This is a genomic window from Armatimonadota bacterium, from assembly GCA_036504095.1.
Taxonomy (GTDB): Bacteria; Armatimonadota; DTGP01; order JAKQQT01; family JAKQQT01; genus DASXUL01.
Genome location: DASXVS010000051.1, coordinates 1 through 24,224, shown reverse-complemented (window position 1 = coordinate 24,224; position 24,224 = coordinate 1). Strand labels below are relative to the sequence as shown.

The following is a 24,224-nucleotide window of genomic DNA, read 5'->3' as shown; positions in this document are numbered from 1 at the left end:
AGGGGGGCGCCCGAATGGGCGCCCCCCTCTCTCCACGCCGGGCACGGGCACGTGCGCAGGGAGGAAAGCGTCCAGAGAGACGTGGATTAGAACGCCTGAGCGAAGGCGAAGATTGTGTTCGGCCTCCGGAATAACCAGCGGTTTATGATTGGGCTGGGCGCACCGCCGGGTATGGTTCTCCTGAGAGGAGGGGAACCGATGAACAAGAATCGCATCGAAGGGAAACTTGACGAGATCAAGGGTGACGTCAAGAAGAAGGTCGGAGCAGCCACGGGCAACAAGGACCTCGAGGCCGAGGGAACGTTGGATAAGGTGAAAGGCGCCGTGAAAGAGGGCGCGGGTAAAATCCAGGATGCCGTGAAAAAGCACTAGCATGAGCAAGGCGGCCCGGGCGGGCCGCCTTTCTTAGTTGAATCCCATGCGGAGAGTTGAGCGAAGCCTAGCCCATCAGGACGTCAACACCGTGCGTAGCCCCATCGGCGTGCGGTGGTATGAGATTGCCTTTGACGGCGGAGCCATCCACCGTAATCTGCTCCACACCGCGCTGCACGCCTCGCGGATTGCGAACTGTGATCTCGTATTCAGCGCCGCGGAAGCGTCGGTGAACACGGAACTCGGGCCAATCACTGGGTATGCAGGGATCAATGAGCAGTCCGCTACGCGTGGGACGGACACCGCAGATCCATTCTAGCGCAACCTTCTGCATCCATGCGGCGGACCCGCTATACCACGTCCATCCTCCACGCCCGAAGGTGGGGCTGTCCGGTCCATCTACGTTGCCGGGCGTCACGTATGGTTCTCCAAAGTACAAATCGGGGTCAGTGCCGCGCCGTGGCGGGCTCATAGATGCGTAGGCCTTCCAGGCGGCGTCACCTTCGCCCAGCATCGCCATCGCCTGAACGGCCCAGGTGGCTGCGTGTGTGTAGACTCCGCCGTTTTCCCGAACGCCGGGTGCGTATCGCGTGATATACCCGATCTCCGGATCGGTCTTGCTGTAAGCCGGCGTCAGGAGCAAGGGACCATACTCGCGGAAGAGGTGTTTTTGGGCGGACGCCATCGCCTGTCGCGCCCGGTCCGCCGGCGCCGTGCCGGCGATGACAGCCCAGGATTGCGCGATGAGGTCGATGCTGTTCTCCGCGCACGTGTGGCTGCCGATCTTCTCGCCGTTGTCTTTCGTGGCGCGCCAGTACCACTCGCCGTCCCAGCAATGCTGATTGATGGCACCGACGAGGGCGTCGGCCCGATTGCGGTAATCCAGCGCCCGGGCCGCATCGCCGCGTTCATCGGCGTGGTCGGCGAATCGTCGAAGCGCGCTCGTCAGAAAATGCGCCAGCCACACTGATTCGCCCTTCCACGCGCGCCCGAGGTGGCTCAGTCCGTCGTTCCAGTCGCAATCGCCGATCAGCGGCAGGCCGCGCGGCGAAATGCGCGTGAACACCTTGTCGAACGCGCGGGTGCAGTGGCTGTAGAGAGTGGCCGGTTCCGGACAGTCCTGGAAGCGGACCGGGGCGTCCCATATGGTAACGTCGTTCGTCTCGTCCAGGTAATTCATCGTGATGTACGCCAGCCAGAGAAGGTCGTCGGAGCAATCTCCCACGGCCGCGTACGGCGTATCGGGGTGCCACCAGTGTTGGACGGTCCCGTCAGCGAATTGGTGTGAGGCGTGCTGCAAGATCTGGGCGCGGGCGCGCTCGGGTTCCATGGGCATCCAGATGTGGCTGTCCTGGAGTTGGTCGCGAAAGCCGAACGCGCCACTGTTCTGGTAATAGCCCGTCCGCGCCCACAGCCGCCCCGCGATGGCCTGATACTTCAGCCAGACGTTGGTCATCAGGTTCATAGCCGTGTCCGGGGTGTCTACCGTGACGGCTTCGGCCCAGCCACGCCACATCGCCTTGACGTCGTCCAGGGCCTTTTCGACGGTTTCCACTTGGTGGAAGGCGGCCCATACGTTCCCAAGGTCCTCGCGTGTGCCCGACCCTACGGCAATCACGATATCGTTGGTCTGCCCCGGCCAGATCTCGGCCCGGACTCTTAGCGCGGCGATGGGATCCGTCCATTTGCCGGAGCGCCCTGCTAATTCGCCCGTTACGACTGCATGGGGCGTCGCCGTGCTACCGTACCGTCCGAGGAACGTTTCCTTGTCCGTGTCGTAACCCTGGAGTGGCTGAGTGGGAACGCACACGAACGCGGAGAAGGGCCGGTCGGCGTTCTCGACGTCACCCTTCTTCCACGCGAACACCGCGTTATCGCTCTCGATGTATTCGGTCTCGATGAACGTCTTGTGGAACTCGCGGTGCCAGTCAGCGACCGAGCCGAGCTGCCATTCCAGGTAGGAGATTAGATCCACCGTCCGGGGTGCGTCGCCAAGGTTCGTGAGGCGAACGAGCCAGAGCTCACACGGAAGACCGTTCGGCACGAACACCGTCTTCTCGCACCGGATGCCGTTCGCCGTGAGAACGGTGACGGTGTAACCCAGTCCGTGGCGCACCTGCCATTCATCCGGTGTCTGTTTTATCGGCTGCCAGTCGGCGCTCCAGAATTCCCCGGAGTCTGCATCCCGGATATAGAGGAAGCGGCCGAACTCGTCGCGTATCAGGTCCTGCTCCCAGCGGTTGAGCATTTTCAGCTGGGAGTTTCCACGCCACGAGAAGCCGCCGCCCGCCTGGGAGACGATACAGCCATAATCGCCATTCGTGATAACGTTGCACCACGGCCGCGGTGTGTCCGGACGTGCGACGATGTACTCAAGCCCATCTTCGCTGAAATGGCCGTAGTTTGAAGCGAACGAAGCGGAGCTTGGTGGTGGTGTGGGCATTGTTGGGCTTCCGTACTGGTCGATCGGTGAACCTTTCCCTACTGGTATTCCGGGATGAGCTTGGCCGGTTGCGCGAGGGTGTTGTAGGCAGCCTGATTATCCCCGGGGTTCAGTTCCCATTTATTGACAGGGACATACGTTTGCACCAGCCGGTACGCCTGAACGTGGGTGTCCGCAAAGATGAAGTTGCTCATTCCGCTGCTGTGCGTCTGGATAGCGCCCTGATTCTGATTCAACAGTGTGCACCACTTCTTGTTGTTGATGATCCAGTCCGGCGAATAGCCACCGTAGGCAGGCATGTCCGCGAAAGGATACCGCGATTCCACGATGAGAATCGTGCCCGCCGGAGACTTGAACTTGCCGGTGGATATCCCCGAAGTGACCGCTGTGCCGCCGCTGAAAAAGATGGTTCCGTTATATGCATACGAGCGCGGGAACCTACCAGACTCATCACCCTTCTTGGGGAAATCCGTGCCGTAGTCCCAGATGTGCTGGTTCGACGGGCATGCCCACACGTCCGTGCTCTTTATGCCGGACTGAATAGCGTCCTTCCAGATCCTGCCGTCCGCGAACCGTTCGGCCGGATAGACTTCGTCATTATCCGATGCGTAACTGACCAGGGCGATGCCGATCTGCTTCATATTGCTGAGGCAGCTTGTCTGCTTCGCCCGCTCGCGCGCTTTCGCAAATACCGGAAACAGGATGGCCGCCAGGATCGCGATGATCGCGATGACCACCAGAAGCTCGATCAGCGTAAAGGCCCGCGATGATTTCCGTTCCATTTTATCCTCTTGCTCTATTGTGATGGCGGGCCGGCCAGGCCCTCCGGCCCGCCAATCACACACCAATCAGTTGAGGCCGCCGGCCACGCGCAGAATACGCGCAACGTCCGCGGCGTTCGATAATCCATCTCCGGTCAGGTCCGGCTTTGCGCCGGCTTCCAGGCCGCCAAGGCGACGCGCGTAAATGACGGCGTCGATAATATCCGTCTTGCCACTGTTATCGATGTCGGTGGAAACGGGGGGAGGGATAGATCCGGTACGCAGCAGCGTGAGGTAGACGATGTTCGCGCCGGCATCAATGAAGTCCACGCGAACGGTGTTTCCTCCGGCATTCAGCGGGATCGTGGCGATGCTGGGGAAGAATTGGAAGTCCGTCCACGATGTGGTCTTGGCGAAGTCCACTTCCTGTGGAACCCCGTTGACCGTCCAGGTTGTTTTGACCGGGAGTCCGTCACCGGAGTTCCAACCGCTGCTGTAGTTCATCCCGACCTGATACTGACCGGAACGAGGAACGTTGATCGTCCATCCGAAATACGCGCCCGGCTGGGTGAACGTGATCATGTTCTCGTTTGTCGAAAGCCGCGTATCCGCGATCGACAGTTTGAACGCATCCATTTTCTCGGTACCAGTGTCGGGAGGCGTCGGCGGATTGACGTTCAATGTCACGTCCTTTGTGGCGGTTCCGGCGGGGACCGATATATACGGCGTGGTCGCGATGAAACCGTTCACGGACGCGTTCAGGAACGCCCCGCTCACAGCGGTGAGGGAGTAGTGGCCGGCCGCGTCCGTGGTCGTCGCGAACTGCGCTTCGTTGAACGTCGTGTGGAGCGTGCTGTTGTTCTGCCAGACCGCCGCTCCGGCGATTGGCGCGGAACCCACTCCGTCACTGCCGTAGATGGTGCCGGTGATCGTACGGTAGTTGGTGGGATACGCCGCCAGTTTGGTGAACTGCAGATAATCCAGATTCATCGTTCCGCTCGCCAGCGAGATGCGGACGCGGTTTGAGCCGGCTTTGAGCGGCACCAGCGCTTGAGCTTGGCTGTCATTTACCAGATCAAAACTGGCGTACGTGTCGCCGTCGGCCGTTCGCGGGATAATCGGCACCTTCGCCGGCGGTATCTGTGACGTATCCAGGTAATAGGACGTGTTCACATGGAACGTCGAAGGCGTCGCGCTGACCGTCATGTCGATGGGATACACCGGGTGGACGATGGCGTCACTGCCGTCCGGCGGTACAGCGTATTGAAGCGTCATTCGATAGAGTCCGTCCTCCGTAACGTTGACGTTCCACTCGAGCCAGCCCTGCAGGTAGGAGCCAGTGAAGCCGGTGACCACTTTCCCGTTCGACGCCGATCCGACGGCCGTAATGGTTGCGGGGGGCACACCGGGGCCTCCGGCCACGAAGTCCTCCGCCTCAACGCTCACACCTGAGACGGTCAATTGTATCGGAACGTTTACCGTCTGGCCGTCCGCCACTGTGGCAGGAGCGGCCGTGACCGGCCCGGCCGTGCCGGACTTACTTGCGGTCACGGTGTACGTTCCTGGCGGCACGGGGATGGAGACCGAACCGTCCCCGCCCGTTTGAGCGGTGAGTTGAGGAGCGGCGGCCGGGATCGTGATGTTCGCGCCCGAGATGGGATTCCCGTTTACGGAGTTAGTAACGATAACCTTCAATGTTCCGTGGGGCTGGGTGGACGGCGCGACCGTGAAGTAATCGATATTGGCGGAAGGCGTGACCGGCGGTCCGGCATTCGCGTCCGCGAACCGCAGTGTATTCAAGCCCTTCTTGAGCGTCATAAGGGCCGGTGCGGTGGAATCCTGATATGTCAGGAAATCGGTGATACTGGTAGCGGTGTAAACGGCTTTGACCGTCGACGTCTGGTTGACGGTCCACAGCAGATAGCCGGGGTCTCCAACGGCCGCGCTCATGGCGGAGTAATGGATGCTGACGTCGTAGACGCCGTCGGCCGGGGCATAGACGCTCTTGTACTCGGCGTATTTGCCGGGCGCGGAATTCACTATCTCTCCTTTGTTGGATAGACTGTGCTGCGTGTCATAGGCAGGCTGATCGCCATTGCCGACTTCCGGTCCCGTGTTGGTGGAGTCGAGTAGCTCTGCTTCATAGCGGCCGTTCCACGTGAGGCTGAAATTCGTGGCGGACGGCGAGGAGGCGGAAACTGTGCTCGCCGTAAACCCGTTAGCGAACGCCGTGAGGCTGTAGCTGCCCGCGGGAACCCACAACGTAAAGGCGCCGCTACCGTCAGTGCGCGTCACGTTTGCGGCAGTGTGGTAGTCAGGTCCATCGCTGACCATTGCGCCGCCCAGTGGTGTGGATACCCCGCCGATCTGGGAAGACACTACACCGGTGATCGCCTGCAACGCCGGATAGGCGTCAGCAGTCTTGGTGAACTCCATGTAATCGATGTTCATGGCGCCGGCGAGGATGAAATCCGGTCTGATTGCGACGCGGAAGCGGTTTACCCCTGATTTGAGCGGGATGGCAAATGGGGCAGCGCCATCCGAGGGCGCCGCGACAACAGTCGTGTAGTTCGAAAAGGCCCACGAAGGCGAGGAGACGGGCGTGGGATGTATGTTGCCCACCAAATACTGCTTGCCGGTGGTAAAGAAAGTGAGGTCTACCGGCAGCGGGTCCATGGCGCCGTCGCCGTCGCCATAGAAGAACGACATGTTGTAGATGCCGTCCGCGGGGGCAGTGACATTGTACTCCAGCCAGTCCCAAGACCCGAACCAGCCAATTGTGAACCCGCCCGACGCACTGGCGTTCTGGTCAACAGTGACAACTTTTGACTCGTTGGGCCCGCTTCCCATCGTGGCAACCGCGTTCGGCGGGACAAAACTCTCGGCCTCCACGCGGATGGTCTGTGCGTGGGAAGGCCCTGACAGGGCAAATCCGGCAGCCGCCACGGCTGCCATGACGGCGAGCCTACAAGGTCTCAACATGGCCATTTTCCTTCTTGGACGCCTCATCGGAGCGCCCTTGTGCCCGGTATCAATAGTTAGTGGAGAGGTCCAGGGTACCTGAAGGGTAAACGTTTACCCTATTCTGCGAAAAGACGCACTCCCGCTGCAAATCGTAGCAGGTAACGTGCCAACCGTCAACACCTCTTACATAAGACAACGCGAAGCGCGCCACGGTTCCAAACCTTGACGGCCCGGGCTTATGGGCGTAGAATGCATCCATAGGGTAACGTTACCCTGTGCTCTGCCGCCCACAGGTCGGAGGATAACGGTGTCATTGAGAGAAATAGCGAGGGAGGCCGGTGTGTCCGTGGCCACGGTATCCCGCGTGGTGAACGACGTTGAGAGGAGCAAGGTCAGCCAGGCAACGCGCGATCGGGTGCTGGAAATTGCGCGGCTTATGCGCTACCGGCCAAACCCGCAGGCCGTCAGCCTCGTTCGCCGCCGCCCCCCCAACACGGTGGGCCTCGTGATCCCGTACAACTCCCATGTGTTCGAGAGTTTCTATTTCACGGAGATCATCCGCGGCGCCGTAGATGCAGCGGCTGAGGCGGGGATCAATATCAGCCTGTTTGTTCCCGCACACGACGCGCCGGCCGGGATGTATCACGATATGCTGGCGGCCCGGGGCGCCCTTTCATCGGTCGCGGGTGTGCTGCTGATCGGGACGCAGATACACGATCCGGCCATCAGCCAGTGCCGCGAGCGCAAAATCCCGTTTGTGGTGGTGAGCAACAGCGTGCCCGATCCCGATGTCAGCAGCGTGGATTGCGACAACGTCACCGGCGCGCACGAGGCCACGTCCCACCTGCTCAAGCTTGGCCACCGGCGCATCGCGTTCATTGCGGGCACGGAGGGATCGGCCAACGGCCGCGATCGCTTTGAGGGCTACCGCCGGGCCCTCGAGGAGGCCGGGGTCCCGCTGGATCATGGGCTTATAACAGACGGTCATTTCGAGGAACAGAAAGGCCGGAATGCGATGGCGCGCCTCCTCGCCCGCGATGAACGGCCGACGGCCGTGTTCGCGGCGAATGACGTGATGGCGCTCGGCGCTATGAAGGCTATCAAGCGCGAGGGCCTCCGGATTCCGGACGATATCGCTGTCGTCGGATTCGATGACGTCCCGCTTGCTCAACACGTGGAGCCATCGCTGACCACAGTACACCAACCCATCTACCAGGTCGGGAGGCGCGCGGCGGCGACGTTGGTTGCGGACATCCGTGAAGGCCGCCACGAGGGCGCATGGGGTGTTCGGCAAGTGTTACGGACCCGTTTGGTGATTCGCGAATCATGCGGGGCGAAAAAGGGGACGGAGAATGCGGCATAATCTGGCGCTGTTGGTGGCCGTGGCCATGGCCGGCGTCTCCCGCGCGGGCGCCCAAAACATCGTGCTCCATCCTTATGTCTGGAAGGACGTTCCTGGTTCCACTTTCACGGCGTCTGTATCCCCGACCGCGGTAATGATGAGCGACGAAAATGTGGTCGCGGCTTCCGGATATGCCAACCGCCACGATTGGCGCGTTTCGACCGATGGCGTAACGGACCGGACGTTCGGTCCTGCAGACTACTTCGATATCTCCGCGGACGTTACCCTGACCGGAACGCCGATCAGTCCGCGAAAAGAAGCCGGACTGCGCATCAACAGCCCGTGCGGTGACAGCCTGCTCATGGTAAATACGGATGCCCATGAGGTCGTGGCGTTCGGCGGCGCTTTCCCGACTTACGATTTCCGCGCGCACGGGGCGCCCAACTATAACTCCGGCGACACGATCCACCTGCGGGTCCAGTATCTCCAGCAGTCCGGCGTAAACGGGTTCGTCCTGACGGCCGGCACCGTGGTCAGCCCTTTCCTCCCCGCGGCGAACGCCGGGAAAGCCGTATGCGCCGGCTCAACTCTGGGCGGTTATCTGCAGGTGCAGCGCGCGGCCACTAGCCCGAATTCCGGATCCACAGTCTATACCGGCATCGCGTTCAGTTCGGGCACGGTCGCCCCGCCGGTGATAACCGATGAGGTACTACTTGACCGAACCGAGGCTCAAGCCTGTCTTTACGCGAGCTCCCAGCTTGTGACCACTCCGGCGGTTCCGGGATTCCCCAATGGCCGGGCCATGCTCGTCGATTCCACCGTGAGCGGTAATGTGTGCAGCAACGCGGCGACGGGGTTCGGCCTGGTCTGCCTGGCGATCGAGGCCAGACGCTACGGCACATCGGCTGAATGGACCGTCACGCCGGCGGAGGCGAGGGCCAAAGCGAATGCCATTTTGGACACGATTCTGGAATTGCAGGCCGGGGTCCAACAGTGGAGTGGTATCCCCTACCATTGGACCCACCCGGACGCGACAGGCGCGTTCGTGCGCGACGGAACGAGCGAGGTTTCCACCACGGACGGAGCCTACATGGTCGCGGGTGCTCTGGCGGCCGGACAGGCCTTTGGCGCGGAAGTGCGAACGAAGGCCCTCCAGATTGCCGCGAACGTGCATTGGAGCGCATACCTCATCAATTCGAACGGCGTGCCGCGGATCAGCATGGCCTGGCAGCCCGCGTCCGGAAACGGATATTCGATCCCCGCGGGCAATGGATTCCTTACGACCGGAACCTGGGACCGTGTAACGGATGAAATACTGACAATCACCACCCTGGCGATGGGCAACGAGCCGCACAACACCGGTCTCCTGAGCGCGCTTTACTCGTGGCCCCGCACGAAGCGCTCCTATGTCGGCGGAAACGGCACCACCTATTCACTCGTTCCGTCCTACTTCGGCAGCATGTTCACCTACACGCAGATCCATGGGTTGCTGCCTCTTTATCTGCTGGGCGCCGACCATCCGACCGACACAGGAGCGTCGGTCCCGGCCCTCGACTGGTGGGCCAACGCCGTCACCGCAGCCCAGGCGAGCCGGCAATTCAGTGCGGATCATGCGCTCGGCCAGGCGCCTGCGGACGGTTACGCCACCCACGCCGCATTCGGCCCTAATTCGTGGGGCCTCACCGCGGCCGCCAACCCCTCTGCACCGTACGACTACAAGGGTTTGCTGGGCGCTCTGCCCCGCGAGGCGAACGGCGGCGCGCCGGAACCGGAAGGGATCATCGCGCCCTACGGCGCCCTCACCGCGATGCCGCTGATGCGCACATCGCCGACGGAAGCGCCGGCCGACAACGCGTCCTTCGCCGCGCTCCGCCATTACTACAACACCCAGTTCAGCACGCTCTGGGGGCCGTATGGGCCGCAGGAGGCGTTCGATGACTCCGGCGCCGTTGCCAACCTTTATATCGGCATCGACGCGCCGCTTGAGGGAATCAATATCGAAGCCTACCGCTCCGGCGTCACCTATGGATGGTTCGCCTCAAGTCCTCCGGTGGCCGATGGGATCGCCGTGATCTTCCACAAAGGGCTCGCGCCCGGCGACCTTGACCTGGACGGTGCGGTGACAGTTGCGGATGCGGCGACGGCGTTGAAAATCGCCTCCGGGCTTGGCTCCGCAAGCCCGGCGCAGGGGTACAATGGCGACCTGAACGGCGATGGCCGTGTGACGCTTGAAGACGCAGTGGCGATCGCCGTGAAAGCCGTTAAGGGGTAGCAGGCGCCAGCCGTACAACCAGCGGTTGCGCGTCGATGGCATCTTTGGGGCCGATCAGAATCGGACCATAGGTGGCGCTGCCCTTCGGCGAGGGCTCCAGCGTTACGGTGACCGTGTTTGCCTTCCCCCAGCGAAGGCTGGCCTCAGGGATGCGCAATGCGGCGGCGTACGCAACCCCCTTTGGCGCGCTTGCCGAGCCGATCGGTCTGCCGTTCAGACTGATGCGCACGCTTCGCTCCTCGACGACACCTCCATAAAGAATGAGATCGCTCCGCAGCCACGCACGGGGTTTCGCCGGCAGCCGGAATGCCGTTTTCAGCGATACACCCGGTTCCAGCATCGCGGCCTCCGCGATCTTGATTGAGGGCGCCGGTCCTTTGAACACCGGCTTGAACCCGATCCTCCGCATGGCGGTTCGGGCGGCCGGGTTCTTCATGAAGAGACGCTGCACCAGGCCGGTCCGTTGGTTCTCAATCGAAAGCAGTGTCGCGCCGGTGTCGATTCCCACGACGTCGCTGGCCCACCACCCCTTGCCAACGTTGAAGCCGTCCGAGAAGCCATAACGCCCCCAGATGTGGTCCCGGTACTTATCGAGCATCGTCCGCAACGCTCGGCGGGATTCCGCAGGCGTGAACATGAAGGAACCGCCGGCGGCGTGTGGGTTGATGGTGCCGTCGTGATTGGCACCACCGGGCTCGGCCGAAAAGGCATCGTAGCCGCCAGGCCCGTCCCCCGCCGTCAGACCCCAGACGTCCGGGCCGTAACCCGGGAACATCGGCGCCTGGTCGATGCAAAATTGGCGGTTGGCGAGCGTGTTGGTTTTGGCAACCTCCCAATAGTCCGCGTGCCCGTCGCTTTTTCCCCGGAAGTCCACGAACAGGTTCTGGTACTGGTTTACGAAGAGCGACGAGCCCGCGATGGTGGAATACTGCCGGTAGCGCGCGACCCATCGTCCGAGTTTGTCCCAGAGGCCCGCGGGAACCGGGTGGGTCGGTGACCCGATGGCCACCACGTACAAGAGCAGCGCCTCGCTGTAGCCGTTGTAGTCGCTCCCGAGAAACTCGGCATCCTGGGGGCGAGAGCCCATGCAGACAAACCCGCGCGGCGACCAGTATTTCCAGTCAACGTCGTTATAGAGCCGTGCGGACGCCGCCTTTACGTCGCCGCCGAAATACTGCCCCGCTGTGATCGCGCCTGCCAGAAGAAGCGTGGTGTCTATCGTGGAATACTCGCACTCCCAAGCCCGCTCGCCGGTGCCGAACTTCAGGAAATGGGGAAACACACCGTGTATCCGAGGGGCGCGCTTTTCGAAGAACTCCAAGGTCAGCATCGCGCGGTTATGGCCTTCCTCGCGGGAAATCCAGTGACGCTCCACGCCGATGGGAAGCGCTGCAAGGGCAAAGCCGGTGGCGGCGATGCTCCCGATGTCGTAGGTGTCCGGCTTGAAAGCGTTTGCCCGGTCCTTCGTCACCCCGGTAACCGGATCGGTTTCTCTCCAGAAGAAGAGGAACGCGCGGTGCTGCACCTCATCGAGGAATGGATCGCGGGGACCGGAGGCCACCGCGTGGCCGCATACCATCGTGATGGCGAGGAACGCGAGTGGTAAACGTTTACTTCTCATGCCACCATTATTCATCGCCTTGCCGCGATTTGTCACCCCCTGGAGTTCACGGACTAGCGGGCGGGCGCGCCAAGGGTAAACGTTTTCCTTTGGCGCGATTCTTGCACACGTAAACTGCAGAAATCCCACTGGGTAAAGTGGTCTAACCGGCCACAACACTTGTAAGGAGTGACTTATGCGAAACTGTGCTAGACTGATGCCCGCGCTGGCGCTGGTAGCTTTGCTGGCCACGACGGCTCGGGCAACCATCGTGGCCCACCCGCGCGTGTACAACGACGTTCCGACGTCCATGCTCACCTTCACGACCGGCCCTGACTTCGCGATCATTGACGATCAGGAAGTGAGTGCACCCACCGGGTTCGCCAATCGCCATGATGCTGCCATTTCCGATGGACCGACCGGCGAAGTCTTCAACAACTCGGACTACTGGACCCTGTCCGCTGACGTTACTCTGACCGCTCTCGGCGCCATTTCGCCTCGCAAGGAAGCCGGACTGAGGGTCAACAACTCAGTTGGCGGCGACTTCCTGTTCATCGTCAATTCCGATGGGCATGAAGTGGTATCGTTCGGCGGGCCCGGCCCGTTCTACAATTTCCGGGATCACGGCGTGCCGAACTACAACTCCGGCGATACCATCAACATGCTGATCAACTATTGCCAGGACCCCGGCGGAAGCATCGATCCGGGCACCGGCAGGATTCGCAACGGCGTGATACTGGCAGCCGGCGGCGTGTTCAGCCCGTTCCTCCCGATGTTCAACCTCGAGAACGGCTTCCTGGATAACTCGCAGATCGCGATGTACGGCCAGGTCGTTAACGATCCGACCAACCCGAAGAACGGCATCGACGCCGCCTTCCGCAACGTTCGCTTCATCCGCACAGACGGGTCCGCTATCCCCGAACCCGGCAGCCTGGCGCTGCTGGCCAGCGGCCTGCTCCCGCTGCTTGGCCTTCGCCGCCGAAAGTAATTCGAGGTTCGACCGAAAACCCTACTGCGGGGCCTCCGGTGATTGCCGGAGGCCCCGTAGTTCATCCCATCGCGTTTCGGGGTAGGAAATTGGTCATATTGCACCGTACACTAGTACCACCGCCGACCTCAGTGGTATACTGCTTGTATGAGCACACAACCCCGAGATCTAGGCACCCCCATCAAGGTCGCGGTTCTCGACGCGAATGACCTCTTGCGGGAAGGCATGGTTGTTCTACTGGACCGCGCCGACGGCCTCGTCTGCTGCGGAGATTGGCGGGATGCCCCCGCTGCGATGCGCGACCTCCGCCAGACCTCTCCCGACGTGCTGATCGTGGATATGAAGCTTCCCGGCCAATCGTCCTACCGCGTCCTGGAATCGTTGCCGAATGTCGCTCCGCACACGAAGGCGATCGTGATGGTGGACTGCCGTGCGGAGGATTGCGTGGTTCTGAACCCCCGCCGCTATGGCGAGCGCGATCTCACCCGCGTCGCGCCCCAGCCGTTTGCCGCCCCGGACGACTGCCTCCAGATGGCCCTCAAGATCGGCGCCTACGGCGTTTTGCACAGCCACTGCTCTTTCACATATCTGGTGAAGGCGATCCGGTCCGTGCACAGCGGGCACTACTGGATGGAGATTCCCACCGCCAACCGCCTGGCCGAACAGTATCTGATGACGCTGCGCCCAACGATGTCCGCATCGGAGGGCGAGGTCGATCGGCTGACCCTTCGCGAACGCCAGGTGGCCACGTTGGTTTCGCAGGGCCGCAGCAACAAGGAGATCGCGCGCGAACTCCACCTGGGGTACTCCACTGTGAAGAACTACGTGAGCAGCATCCTCGAGAAACTGGATCTACGCGACCGCACCCAGATCGCCCTCTTCGCCCTGGAGCAGAACGGCGCGGAGTAAGCGGCGCCGCGCGCATCTACAGTAGGTCGGGCCTCCGTGCCCGACGCACACGGCAGGTCGGTCCGGCTCAGCGTCGGTTTCACCGTTTTGCCGGCAGCTCCGCCCAGTCAACTCCGAGGATGCGTGGCCCCGACGGTCCCCTCACATAGCGCTTCTTACCGGTCTTCCAATCCCACAGCGTCAGGTCCGTCCCGCAGAGTACCACCAGCCATCGCCCGCTGCGCGAGAACCCAACGCGACCCAAGCTACCTGAGTCCCACCAGTCGTGCGTCACTCTCCCGTCCTTCACCATAATACTGCGGACATGCACGGCATTTTGAGAATCGCGCATCTGTTGGGTGACCACAACAACGTACCGTCCTTCAGGCGTCCAGTGGACGGAACTGCGAAACGACGTTCCTGGCAACTTTACTGTTCTGGTGATGCGGTTGGTGCTGACGTTGCGAATCGTGACGCTGGCATATGGTACAGAACCGGCTGCTTCGTCCTGGGGGCTGACCGTGGCTACAAGTGTGCCGTCCGGAGAACGCGCGGCATAGCTAACCCACTCATCTTTCTGTGCGACGACTGCACTGGCAGTGGCGTCCCGGCCGGTGGCGGCGTTCCATACCTTCCAGACTTCATCCCCGAGCGCCTTCGGTTGCGAGGAGGTCTCCGGCCCGGGCGGAAGCGCGATGCCAATCGTCTGCCAGGCTGTGATGTACCGGCAATCTGGCGACCAGGCGACATGCTGGTAGGATGTCTCATTGTACTTGGGCAGGTCAGGGAGTTCGGGGTCGGGCGGTATGGGAACAAAGCGGCTCACTTGTCGAATGCGGCGGTTCGTCAAGTCTACCACCCATACGTGGTATCCCGGTGCATTCGCTCCGATGAGATCATCAATGGCAGCGGGACGGTCGGGCGGGTTGGCAACAATGGCAGCCCGCTTTCCATCGGACGAGATGGCCAGCGAATCGAAGACCAGGTTTCCGATAAGACGCTTCGGCTGGGTTGGAAACGTCAGTTGCCTCTCGCGTCCCGGGGGTACGTCGTAAGCGAAAAGGTCCATCTGCCCTGGTTCGCTACCGTCCCCAGTGCCGGATCGGGTGATCCGGCTATAGACGAATCGGACGGGACCAAACCCAGTTGGAATGCCACCAAGTGACACTGATCCTTGAGTCCGCCCGGCCGGGACAGGGCGCGATGGTCCGGCGGACGTACACCCGGTGACAGCGATGCACAGGGTCAGCCAAGCAGACAGAGTACGACCGTGATTCCGGAGACTTCTGAGCAGGACTATCATCCTAGCCTCCTTGAATCGCCCATATCCGCAAATTCGTCTCGTTCTGGAGCGTGCCACCGAAGGTGATGATCGCGTTGCCGCCCCCAGTAAATATCCCATCCTGGTAGTTTTGGCTCAAGTCCCATGGCGTAGCATTACCGCTCCAGTCGAGTAGGGAGCAACCTGTGAAGTAAACGCCGCTGTTGATACCCAGTCGCGAACCTGACAATCTAACCATTTTGGCCATCCCTTTTTGTGCAATGGACGCGACGCGCTTCATTCTAATCGCAGATTCGGTGTCCGCATACGTCCCGACAGTATAAGGGACGGGATTCCCGAATTCAAGGTGAGTCACCGTTAGAAGCCCGCCCGCATATGGGATGGGCACGGCGTAGTACCTGTAGGATGTTGTGATGCCTGCGATGGCCGGGATCCTGGACGGGTGCCTTACAAACAGAGGCCGGGCAATTTTCATTGCTCCCCGTCGCCAGAGTGCGTAAAGGCCCCAATCTTGGAATGCCGGGCTGTATTGAAGGCCGATGTCTATCTCCGTCTTGCCGTTGGCTCCAACATAGACAAATGCGACGTCTCCGAGATCCGCCCTTATGTCCATATTATTCGAGCCGGGCAGAGTGACACCCATATATGAGCCGTAGAAACCGTGATTGCTGCGGACGCTCCGGTACGGGCCGTCGCTCGGGGGGAGTTCTATGCTTTCGATACCGATGTCGCCTGCTGTTGGTGGGTCGCTGGGAAGAGCGAAGGAATCCCCGCCTGCGAGAGTGTAAGTGTTGGTAGCAGGCTCGTACGATCCCTCGGGAGGAAGCGGATCGGTGGAACTGCTGTCGTACACCGTTTCGTCCGGGCCCACGATCCGCACTTGGCCGGTGGGCGTACCACCCAGTCGAAACTGACGCAAGAACGTCGGCAACACCTGAACTGGATCGCGGGTATCCCACAACACACCGCTCGCCGTTGCGACGACTCCGGCCTCTTCGGATGGGGCCGTGATTCCAACTGCGGTTGCGGCACGGATGGTGTAGTAATACCATGTGCCTTCGGACTCGGGAGCGACGACGTCTGTGTACCACAGGTATGGACTTCCGGGATAACTGTGAGCGGCGGCGTTTTCTTGGATTGTCGCAATCGGGGAATTGTAGTCCTCGCCACCTGGGGTTGTGCCTCGAAAAATCTGATATGAATCGGCACCAGCCAGCCCTACCCAGTATATGGTCAGCTTGAGGTTGCCAGACTCATCCGCCCCTGTGGCGGCAACCCGAAGGTCATGCGCGGTCGATGGTGCGTCGGGCTGAACATCCAAGCCCCCCGCGATGCGCAGGACTAGCATTGCATCGGCAAGCGTAACGTCTCCGTCGCCAATAGTCTGTACTCCGGCAGGTGCAACATCGGCCCTCGCCATCTGGTCCGGCGTGCCCGTGTCTTTCCCAGCGGCGATTCGCACCGCCATCACGGCATCCTGGGTGTTCACTAAGCCATCCCCGTTTACGTCGCCCTTGCCAGCGCTGATACCCGCATTCAGCGGCCCCATCGGAACGCCGCCGATATCTTCAGGAGTATCTGGGGGGGTAACCACCGGCACCAGAGGTCCAGCGCACGGATCAGATGGAGTTATCGTTTCGTATCCTTGGTCGGAGAGTTGGCTGTCCGTGCCATAGAGGCGGATCGTGGCACAGTCGTTGATGTCCACACCCCCCCCTGCGGGCGTGACAGTGAAATACAGGATAGGTCCGTCACTGGTCTGCCCTTGACCCGTGTTTCCGCTGCTGTTGGTCAAGATAACCAGGACCCTGCCCTCGGAAGCCTGCTCCGTGTTGCTTGCAGCGATACCCCATCCGTTCGGCCCGGCGGTCAGGCCCGAAACGGTGAGCTTGGATGCGTCAAACTGGATCACCAACAAGGCGCCGGTGATTGAGGTGGAGGTTCCTCCTGCGGTGACGATGCCGTCCGCAGAGATCACCGAAGGTTGGCCAGAGACAAAGGAAGTGGTGTTAAGCGCCACGTCGATACCGGCAACGGCAGGCATCGAGAGGCACGTCGCGAGGGCAATGCTCAGCAGGCAGTTGTGCGCTTTGCCGCGCATGAGAAGTTGGAGGCATGTGTCCCTGTCACGGGGCAAGAGACTTAACTCGGCGTTACGCATCGGTTTCCGCCCTATCGCGTCAAGACCCACACTCCCAGTTTGGTGAGCGTTATGGACTTGACGCCAATTATATGGTAGGGCTTCCCAATGGGCACGAGCGGCCTGATCACCTTAAGGAATTATCAATCTTTGTCCGCTGATTCACGGAATCATGGCAATCAAACAAGCCTCCAAGCGTGAATCAGTACCATGGTACTGCCGCCTATTCCTCAATACCTATTGAGCCGATTCCACCCATTGACGTAGGCTTGATAGGGAGAACAATCGAAAGCGTCGCGCCCGTGCGGGCGTCCGATGTCCCGAATTGAGGCTCCCTTCCAGGATCGGCGATCCGTGTCATAGACCTGGTTGAAGCCCTCGGGCAGCATTGGACGCCTTTTTTGTGTGGCGCGGAACAACATATCGCGGTTTGTAGCAGTGGGCGGCCGTTTCCGCCCCGCCTGGCGCAGCCGGCCCCGGAAGCCGGGCCCGCCGGGTCAATATCCTACCCAAGAGGGGGTTTTATGAAAGTTAAGCAGGCTGTTATGGACGGCAACGAAGCCGCCGTCTACGTCGCCTACAAGACCAACGAGGTGATCGCGATTTACCCGATCACCCCGTCATCGCCGATGGGCGAAAGCGCGGACGAGTGGTCGTCCAAGGGAATGCAGAACATCTTCGGCGCCGTGCCGTTCGTTCAGCAGATGCAATCCGAAGGCGGCGCGGCCGGAGCCGTCCACGGCGCCCTCCAGACGGGATCGCTCACCACCACGTTCACATCCAGCCAGGGCCTCCTGCTGATGATCCCGAACATGTACAAGATCGCCGGGGAGCTCACCAGCACCGTCTTCCACATCGCAGCCCGCTCGCTGGCCACCTCCGCGCTCTCCATCTTCGGTGACCACAGCGATGTGATGTCCGTACGCTCCACCGGCTGGGGCATGCTGTTCGGCAACTCCGTGCAGGAAGCCATGGACATGTCCATGATCGCCCAGGCAGCAACCCTCGAGGCCCGCATCCCCTTCCTGAACGTCTTCGACGGCTTCCGCACTTCCCACGAAGTCCAGAAGATCGATGTGATCCCGGACGAGACCATCAAGGCGATGATCGATCCCGACCTCGTTCGCGCCCACCGCGCCCGCGGCCTTTCGCCGGATCGCCCCGTGATGCGCGGAACCGCCCAGAACCCGGACGTCTATTTCCAGGCTCGCGAGGCTGTCAACCCGTTCTACGCCGCCGCCCCCGGAATCGTCCAGAAGACGATGGACAAATTCGCCAAACTCACCGGCCGGCAGTACAACCTGTTCGACTACGTCGGTGCTCCGGACGCGGAGAACGTCATCGTGATGATGGGCTCCGGCTGCGAGACGGTGGAAGAGGCTGTTACCGCCCTCACCGCCAAAGGCCAGAAAATCGGGCTCATCAAGGTACGCCTCTATCGTCCGTTCCCGGGCGATGCGTTCCTTGCCGCGCTTCCCAAGACCGTGAAGCGCCTGGCTGTGATGGACCGAACCAAGGAGCCCGGCGGCACGGGCGAACCGCTCTACCAGGACGTGATCACGGCCATCAGCGAAGGCATGGTTTCCGGCAAGGCGCCGTTCACGGCATTCCCTGGCGTGTTCGGCGGCCGCTATGGTCTCTCCTCCAAGGAATTCACGCCGGCGATGGCCAAGGGCATCTACGACGAGCTGGCCAAGCCGGAGCCGAAGAACCACTTCACCGTCGGCATCGTGGACGACGTATCCAACACCAGCATCGACTACGATCCGTCCTTCACCACCGAACCCGATGACGTGGTCCGCGCGATGTTCTACGGACTCGGCGCCGACGGCACCGTGGGCGCAAACAAGAACACGATCAAAATTATCGGCGAGGAGACGCCGTTCTACGCACAGGGCTACTTCGTTTACGATTCGAAGAAGTCCGGCAGCGTGACGGTCTCCCACCTGCGCTTCGGCCCCCGCCCCATCAAGAGCACCTACCTCATCGACAAGGCGCAGTTCATCGGTATACACCAGTTCGAGTTCCTCGAGAAGTTCGACCTGCTGGACCGCGCGGCGGACGGCGCCGTGGTGTTGCTGAACTCCCCGTACGCGGCCGACCAGGTCTGGGGTGAACTCCCCTACTCCGTGCGCAAGACGATCGTCGATAAGAAGATCAAGCTGTACGTGATCGACGGGTACGAAGTGGCGAAAGCGACCGGAATGGGTGGCCGCATCAACACGATCATGCAGACCTGTTTCTTCGCGGTATCCGGCGTCCTGCCGAAGGATGAAGCGATCGCGCAGATCAAGAAGGCCATTCAGAAGAGCTACAGCAAGCGCGGCGAGGCCGTGGTCCAGAAGAACTTCGCGGCCGTTGACGCGGCGCTTAGCCACCTGCACCAGGTCGAGATTCCTGCCACAGCGGGCGAGGCCCGGGTGGACGAAGCGGTGGTGGGACAGGTGAACCTCTCCCCCGACGCCCCCGAGTTCATCCGCAAGGTCACCTCCGAAATGATTGCCGGCCGCGGCGACTTCCTGCCAGTCAGCGCAATGCCGACCGACGGCACATTCCCGGTGGGCACCACCAAATACGAAAAGCGCAACATTGCGTTGGAAGTGCCGGTGTGGGAGGAAGACCTCTGCATCCAGTGCGGCAAATGCGTTATGATCTGCCCGCACGCCTGTATCCGCGCGAAGGTTGCCGAAGAGAGCGATCTCGAGAACGCTCCCGCATCGTTCAAGACGGTCCCCGCCAAATGGAAAGAACTGCCCGATCGTCAGTTCGCCTTGCAGGTCTCCGTTGAGGACTGCACGGGCTGCACCCTGTGCGTGGAAATCTGCCCCGCCAAGGATAAGCAGAACCCGGCGCGCAAATCGCTCAACATGGCCGCGCAACGACCCATCCGCGAGCGGGAGATCAAGAACTGGGAGTTCTTCCTCAGCCTGCCGGACGAAGTGCCGGAACAGAGCATCCGCTTCAACAACGCGAAGAACATCCAGTTGCTCCAGCCGCTCTTCGAGTTCAGCGGCGCGTGCGCCGGCTGCGGCGAAACGCCCTACCTGAAGCTCCTGAGCCAGTTGTTCGGTGACCGCGCGGTCATCGCCAATGCCACGGGCTGCTCCAGCATCTACGGCGGCAACCTGCCCACAACACCGTGGACGACCAACAAGGAAGGCCGCGGCCCCGCGTGGAGCAACAGCCTCTTCGAGGATAACGCCGAGTTCGGTATGGGCATGGCGCTCACGATGGGCCAGCAGACCCGCTACGCCCAGCAGCTTGCCCAGGACCTCCGCGACTCGTACGGCTTCGACCTCTGGTATGAAATCGCGCACGCCGATCAGACCGACGATATCGGCCTCCACGCTCAGCGCTGCCGCGTTGAGGAACTGAAGACCCGCCTGCAGGGCAAGGAAGATCTGCCCGGCGTGAAGGATCTGCTCTCGCTCGCCGACATGCTGGTGAAGAAGAGCGTATGGATTATCGGCGGCGACGGTTGGGCCTACGACATCGGCTACGGCGGACTAGACCACGTCCTCTATAGCGGACACGACGTTAACGTGCTCGTTCTGGATACCGAAGTCTACTCCAACACCGGCGGCCAGGCCAGTAAGGCCACCCCACGCGGCTCCGTAGCGAAATTCGCCTCGGGCGGCCGCCAGAGCGCCAAGAAGGACCTCGGCCGGATGGCCATGGCCTACGGAAGCGTCTACGTGGCCCAGATCGCCATCGGCGCCAACGATACCCAGGCCATCAAGGCAATGATCGAGGCGGAGTCCTATCCGGGCTCGTCCCTGGTCATCGCTTACGGCCACTGCATCGCCCACGGCATGGACATGAGCACCGGTCTGAAGCACCAGAAGATGGCCGTTGATACCGGTTACTGGCCGCTGTACCGCTACAACCCGCGCCTCGCCGACGAGGGCAAGAACCCGTTCCAGCTCGACTGCCGCAAGCCGTCCCTGCCGCTGGAAGAGTACCTCTACACCGAAAGCCGCTACAAGAGCCTCAAGGATAAGGATCCGGAAGCCGCCGCGGAACTCCTGGTGCTTGCCAAGGAAGACATCGCCAAGCGCTGGGAGACCTACGAATACATGGCCGCCGAAGCCGGCCACGTGAAGAAGGAAGAACCAGTCGCCGCGTAACTGGAAGATGGATGTTGGAAGTTGGAAGTGAGATCAACACTCGTCCAACCTCCAACATCACACTTCTAACTTCCGATTTGGGGGAGCGGTCCGGAAACGGGCCGCTTCCCTTCTTTTTTGATAGGCGGCGCAAACGTCACAACCGATCAGGCATTCATATTAACACCGGGGATGGGTCGTCGTGATACATCAGAATGGACTACAATCACCTCAGATTGATTAGCGTTCTTTCTTTGAGCGAGGAGGGATTGATCCAGCGGCCAGTACGTGGAGGACGAAATCCTGTACGACGCCTTCGGAAACGTGGTGATGCGCGACCTCTCCACGGTCGGCGACTACACCGTTCCCACCCCCACCCCGTTCCTCTGGGGCGGCAGCCACCAGTACCAGGCGGACTACGAGAGCGGTCTAATGCTGCTGGGGAACCGGTATTACGATCCCGCCATCGGCCGGTTCATCAGCCAGGACCCGGCGCAGGACGAAAGCAACTGGTACGCCTACTGCGGCAACAACCCGCTGGTGGCGGTGGACCCGATTGGGCTCAAACTCCTGTATTCGGGTTTCAAGCATCATCCGAAGGCACTTACCAAAATTAAGGCGGCTATCGCAAGAATAGCTACGACCCCCCGGGGCAAGACTCTCGTCAACTCAGCAGTCAATGGCAGATCGACCGTTACAATTCAGTTCGACAAGGAAAATTCGGGCCAAACGGTTGTTAACGGGGATGATCCCAAACGCCAGGGTATGAGTTCAAGAGGCGTGAACGATCCAACGGCTACCGCGACAATACTGATAGATCCAAACGACCATCTTCTCAAGAACCTTCCGGGAGACGACGGCGCCGGGACAGTTCCGTGGACAACGGAGCGCGTTCTTGCCCACGAACTGGGACATGCTGTTGGTGCCGCTGACGATGACGGCCCTGGAGACATGAACAACGTGTTGCGGAACGAGAACCCCGTCGCCGTGGCGCTTGGACAGCCACATCGGGGTTTCTACAACTTCCCGACTCTATTCCCGTACAATCCAGAAGGGCTGAAGAATCCATGATTTCACCACAACATAGATGTGCGGGTCGGGTCACATCGCGGCGATTCCTACCTGTTGCTTCATCGGTCGCTGTATTCGGATGTTTGGTTGCCTTGTTGGTTCTTCGCTATGTCGGGAGACCCCATTCTGCACAATCAGTGCTACCAAGAGAAATATGTGTGTATTACGTTTACTTTGGATCGGAGACAATGCTTCCGGTCAGCCGCGAGAGCATCAAGCACACGAACGGATGGTCGAACGTCGCAGCGGGTTATAACCAGAGGATGGCCATACGGGACAGAACTACCATATCAGGAGTATATAGGGAGCTACACCAGCGCACCAGCGGTGGACGGTTCGATGAAGGCAAGGTTCGCCTTTGTGTCACACCGTCCGACAGCGGCCAGCCGTTGTGGGTTGACGCTGAGGGGGGGCTAGCAACGGCGTCGTCTGTCTATACGCTTAGGCCAGCCGCGTTTATGCGGCTGCGGCAAGTCATTCATCGTCTGCTGCCTCCAACCGGCGCACCTGAGTGAGGCACCGCTGTAGCTAGCTCCAGCGCTTCGCTCACGACGTTCGCAGGCAGGCTTTGGGGCAAACAGCGATACCGACGCAGTCCCGATGGTACATAGGTACTACGATCCCGCCATCGGCCGTTTTATCAGCCAGGACCCGGCGCAGGACGAGAGCAAATGGTATGCCTACTGCGGCAACAACCCGCTGGTAGCGGTGGACCCGAGCGGGCTAGTTGTGGCTACGCTCAGCTTGGGGGGAACCGCGGGTGCTGGCGATGTCGGTGTGACGGGTGATCTCGGTTTCCTGTTCAGTTTCCCTTCCTTCAACCCGCAGACTTGGGATGCGGGGCCGTTTGTGGACTATGGTGCCGGTTTGTACGGAGGTTCCCCAGGCGTGAACGCCGGACCTTCAGCGTCTGGTTCGCTCTTTGACACCGCCCCGTTGGCGAACGGGACAACCCACACATTGAGCGTGCAAGCGACAGGTGGTGCGCTGTTTGGCGGGAGCGGTACCCTTTCGGTCCCGCTCAAGACAGACGGAAAAGGGCTACCCACGGGCGTCGATCTGAAGAGCTTCTCGGTTGCCAAAGGTGTGGCTGAAAAGACAAAGGTCGGCGGGCGGCTGAATATACAAACTCCAGGCGCGTCTGTGTTCGCGGGCAAGGTCACAACGCATACGGTTACAGTCAGTACAGTAGTCAAGGGAGCGGCATCGGCGATTACTTCCGCCGCAAAGGCAGTCGGAGGCTGGTGGAATGCGCGGATGACCGAGGCAGAGCAAACTGTTGGGAATGGGGTGAACAACCTTGTACGTTGACCAAATGCCGAAACAGGCTAGGCTTACCGAGGGCAGCTACTTTTTGAGATTCGAGGGTGGCTGATGAAGAAGACCCAGAGCCAAGGCGATGTACGAATACTATGGCTTCCCGTGGTTGCTTGGTCTCCGATCATTTTACTTCGGGTAATTTTTGACCTGGCGAATCGCGTGTGGCCAAGCTTTTTTGTATCGAACGATGTGCTCGGTGGCGTTGAAATAGTCATCTTCTTTCCGATCTACTTCCTTTACTCGCGCTACCTTATGCGTCATCCTCGCAAGAAGGCGCGCGGCAAGGAAGAGCGACCTGGGCAGAGGAAGCAGGGGGAGGACTGAGGCCAGCCCGGTTCTCTCGGACGGATACTCCGTTTACACGCCGGGGATCTCGGAGTTCACGAAGGCCGGGGTTACGTCATTCCACCATATGGACGCCCAGGGCAGCGTGGTTGCCACCACATCCAGCGCCCAGGCGCAGACCGGCGATATGCGGTACGATGCCTTCGGAAACAAGACCTACTACGTCAACACGGCGGGCACGTTTGGCTGGTGTCAACGGCGCCTGAAAAATCCCCAATTGGGCGCGGGTGAAAATTCCCCACCTGTCTGACCTTGTGGGTCAGTTCTTTGGTTTGCTGTCTTCCAGCGCTATCGCCGGAGCGGACAACAGTCCTGCCTTCTTGCGTTCCT

15 protein-coding genes and 1 pseudogene are annotated in these 24,224 nt (G+C 61.0%); 9 read left to right on the top strand and 7 right to left on the bottom strand.

Going from position 1 to position 24,224, the window contains the following annotated elements:
• The first annotated feature begins 198 nt into the window (after positions 1-198).
• Positions 199-372, top strand: coding sequence for a CsbD family protein (locus VGM51_12990; protein HEY3413949.1), 174 nt, complete (start codon positions 199-201; stop codon positions 370-372).
• A 67-nt stretch (positions 373-439) separates the two neighbouring features.
• Here VGM51_12990 and VGM51_12985 read toward each other — a convergent pair whose 3' ends face one another.
• The 3 genes from VGM51_12985 to VGM51_12975 all read right to left on the bottom strand — a co-directional run bounded on the left by VGM51_12985 (position 440) and on the right by VGM51_12975 (position 6,558).
• A complete protein-coding gene (locus tag VGM51_12985; GenBank protein ID HEY3413948.1) occupies positions 440-2,815 on the bottom strand; it encodes a glycosyl transferase family 36 in 2,376 nt (791 codons plus the stop codon).
• A gap of 38 nt (positions 2,816-2,853) precedes the next feature.
• Positions 2,854-3,597, bottom strand: coding sequence for a prepilin-type N-terminal cleavage/methylation domain-containing protein (locus VGM51_12980; protein HEY3413947.1), 744 nt, complete (start codon positions 3,595-3,597; stop codon positions 2,854-2,856).
• Between the two features lie 66 nt (positions 3,598-3,663).
• Positions 3,664-6,558 carry a carboxypeptidase regulatory-like domain-containing protein gene (locus tag VGM51_12975; GenBank protein ID HEY3413946.1) on the bottom strand — a complete coding sequence of 965 codons (2,895 nt, stop codon included), beginning with the start codon at positions 6,556-6,558 and terminating at the stop codon, positions 3,664-3,666.
• Between the two features lie 289 nt (positions 6,559-6,847).
• Between VGM51_12975 and VGM51_12970 the strand changes: the two genes are divergently transcribed.
• Positions 6,848-7,903 (top strand): LacI family DNA-binding transcriptional regulator, encoded by a 1,056-nt coding sequence (locus tag VGM51_12970; GenBank protein HEY3413945.1) that lies wholly within the window; start codon positions 6,848-6,850, stop codon positions 7,901-7,903.
• On the top strand, positions 7,893-10,154 hold the full coding sequence (locus VGM51_12965) for a glucoamylase family protein (GenBank protein HEY3413944.1): 2,262 nt from the start codon (positions 7,893-7,895) through the stop codon (positions 10,152-10,154). Before VGM51_12970 ends, VGM51_12965 begins: the two co-directional genes overlap by 11 nt.
• Here the strand turns inward: VGM51_12965 and VGM51_12960 are convergent.
• A complete protein-coding gene (locus VGM51_12960) occupies positions 10,144-11,775 on the bottom strand; it encodes a glucoamylase family protein (GenBank protein HEY3413943.1) in 1,632 nt (543 codons plus the stop codon). The two genes, VGM51_12965 and VGM51_12960, sit on opposite strands and share 11 nt — an antisense overlap.
• 175 nt (positions 11,776-11,950) lie before the next feature.
• Here VGM51_12960 and VGM51_12955 point away from each other — a divergent pair, with 175 nt between their 5' ends.
• Complete coding sequence (locus tag VGM51_12955) at positions 11,951-12,742, top strand: PEP-CTERM sorting domain-containing protein (GenBank protein ID HEY3413942.1); 792 nt, start codon at positions 11,951-11,953, stop codon at positions 12,740-12,742.
• 147 nt (positions 12,743-12,889) lie between these two features.
• Positions 12,890-13,651 carry a response regulator transcription factor gene (locus VGM51_12950; GenBank protein ID HEY3413941.1) on the top strand — a complete coding sequence of 254 codons (762 nt, stop codon included), beginning with the start codon at positions 12,890-12,892 and terminating at the stop codon, positions 13,649-13,651.
• 79 nt (positions 13,652-13,730) lie between these two features.
• Here VGM51_12950 and VGM51_12945 read toward each other — a convergent pair whose 3' ends face one another.
• Together VGM51_12945 and VGM51_12940 are read right to left on the bottom strand one after the other, a co-directional pair.
• The gene (locus VGM51_12945) at positions 13,731-14,699 is read right to left on the bottom strand and encodes a hypothetical protein (GenBank protein HEY3413940.1); all 969 of its coding nucleotides are present in this window, start codon (positions 14,697-14,699) and stop codon (positions 13,731-13,733) included.
• A gap of 235 nt (positions 14,700-14,934) precedes the next feature.
• Positions 14,935-17,073 (bottom strand): hypothetical protein, encoded by a 2,139-nt coding sequence (locus VGM51_12940; GenBank protein HEY3413939.1) that lies wholly within the window; start codon positions 17,071-17,073, stop codon positions 14,935-14,937.
• A 503-nt stretch (positions 17,074-17,576) separates the two neighbouring features.
• On the opposite strand from VGM51_12940, the gene nifJ reads away from it, so the two are divergent.
• From nifJ to VGM51_12920, 4 genes and pseudogenes are all read left to right on the top strand, one after another.
• Positions 17,577-21,179: a pyruvate:ferredoxin (flavodoxin) oxidoreductase gene (gene nifJ / locus VGM51_12935; GenBank protein HEY3413938.1), complete on the top strand. Its 3,603-nt coding sequence runs from the start codon at positions 17,577-17,579 to the stop codon at positions 21,177-21,179.
• Positions 21,180-21,446: 267 nt separating this feature from the next.
• On the top strand, positions 21,447-22,229 hold the full coding sequence (locus VGM51_12930) for an RHS repeat-associated core domain-containing protein (protein HEY3413937.1): 783 nt from the start codon (positions 21,447-21,449) through the stop codon (positions 22,227-22,229).
• A gap of 591 nt (positions 22,230-22,820) precedes the next feature.
• Positions 22,821-23,540 (top strand): annotated as a pseudogene (locus VGM51_12925) (RHS repeat-associated core domain-containing protein).
• Between the two features lie 63 nt (positions 23,541-23,603).
• Complete coding sequence (locus VGM51_12920; GenBank protein ID HEY3413936.1) at positions 23,604-23,873, top strand: hypothetical protein; 270 nt, start codon at positions 23,604-23,606, stop codon at positions 23,871-23,873.
• A gap of 33 nt (positions 23,874-23,906) precedes the next feature.
• On the opposite strand, the gene VGM51_12915 is transcribed toward VGM51_12920, so the two are convergent.
• Complete coding sequence (locus VGM51_12915; protein HEY3413935.1) at positions 23,907-24,047, bottom strand: hypothetical protein; 141 nt, start codon at positions 24,045-24,047, stop codon at positions 23,907-23,909.
• Positions 24,048-24,224 lie beyond the last annotated feature (177 nt).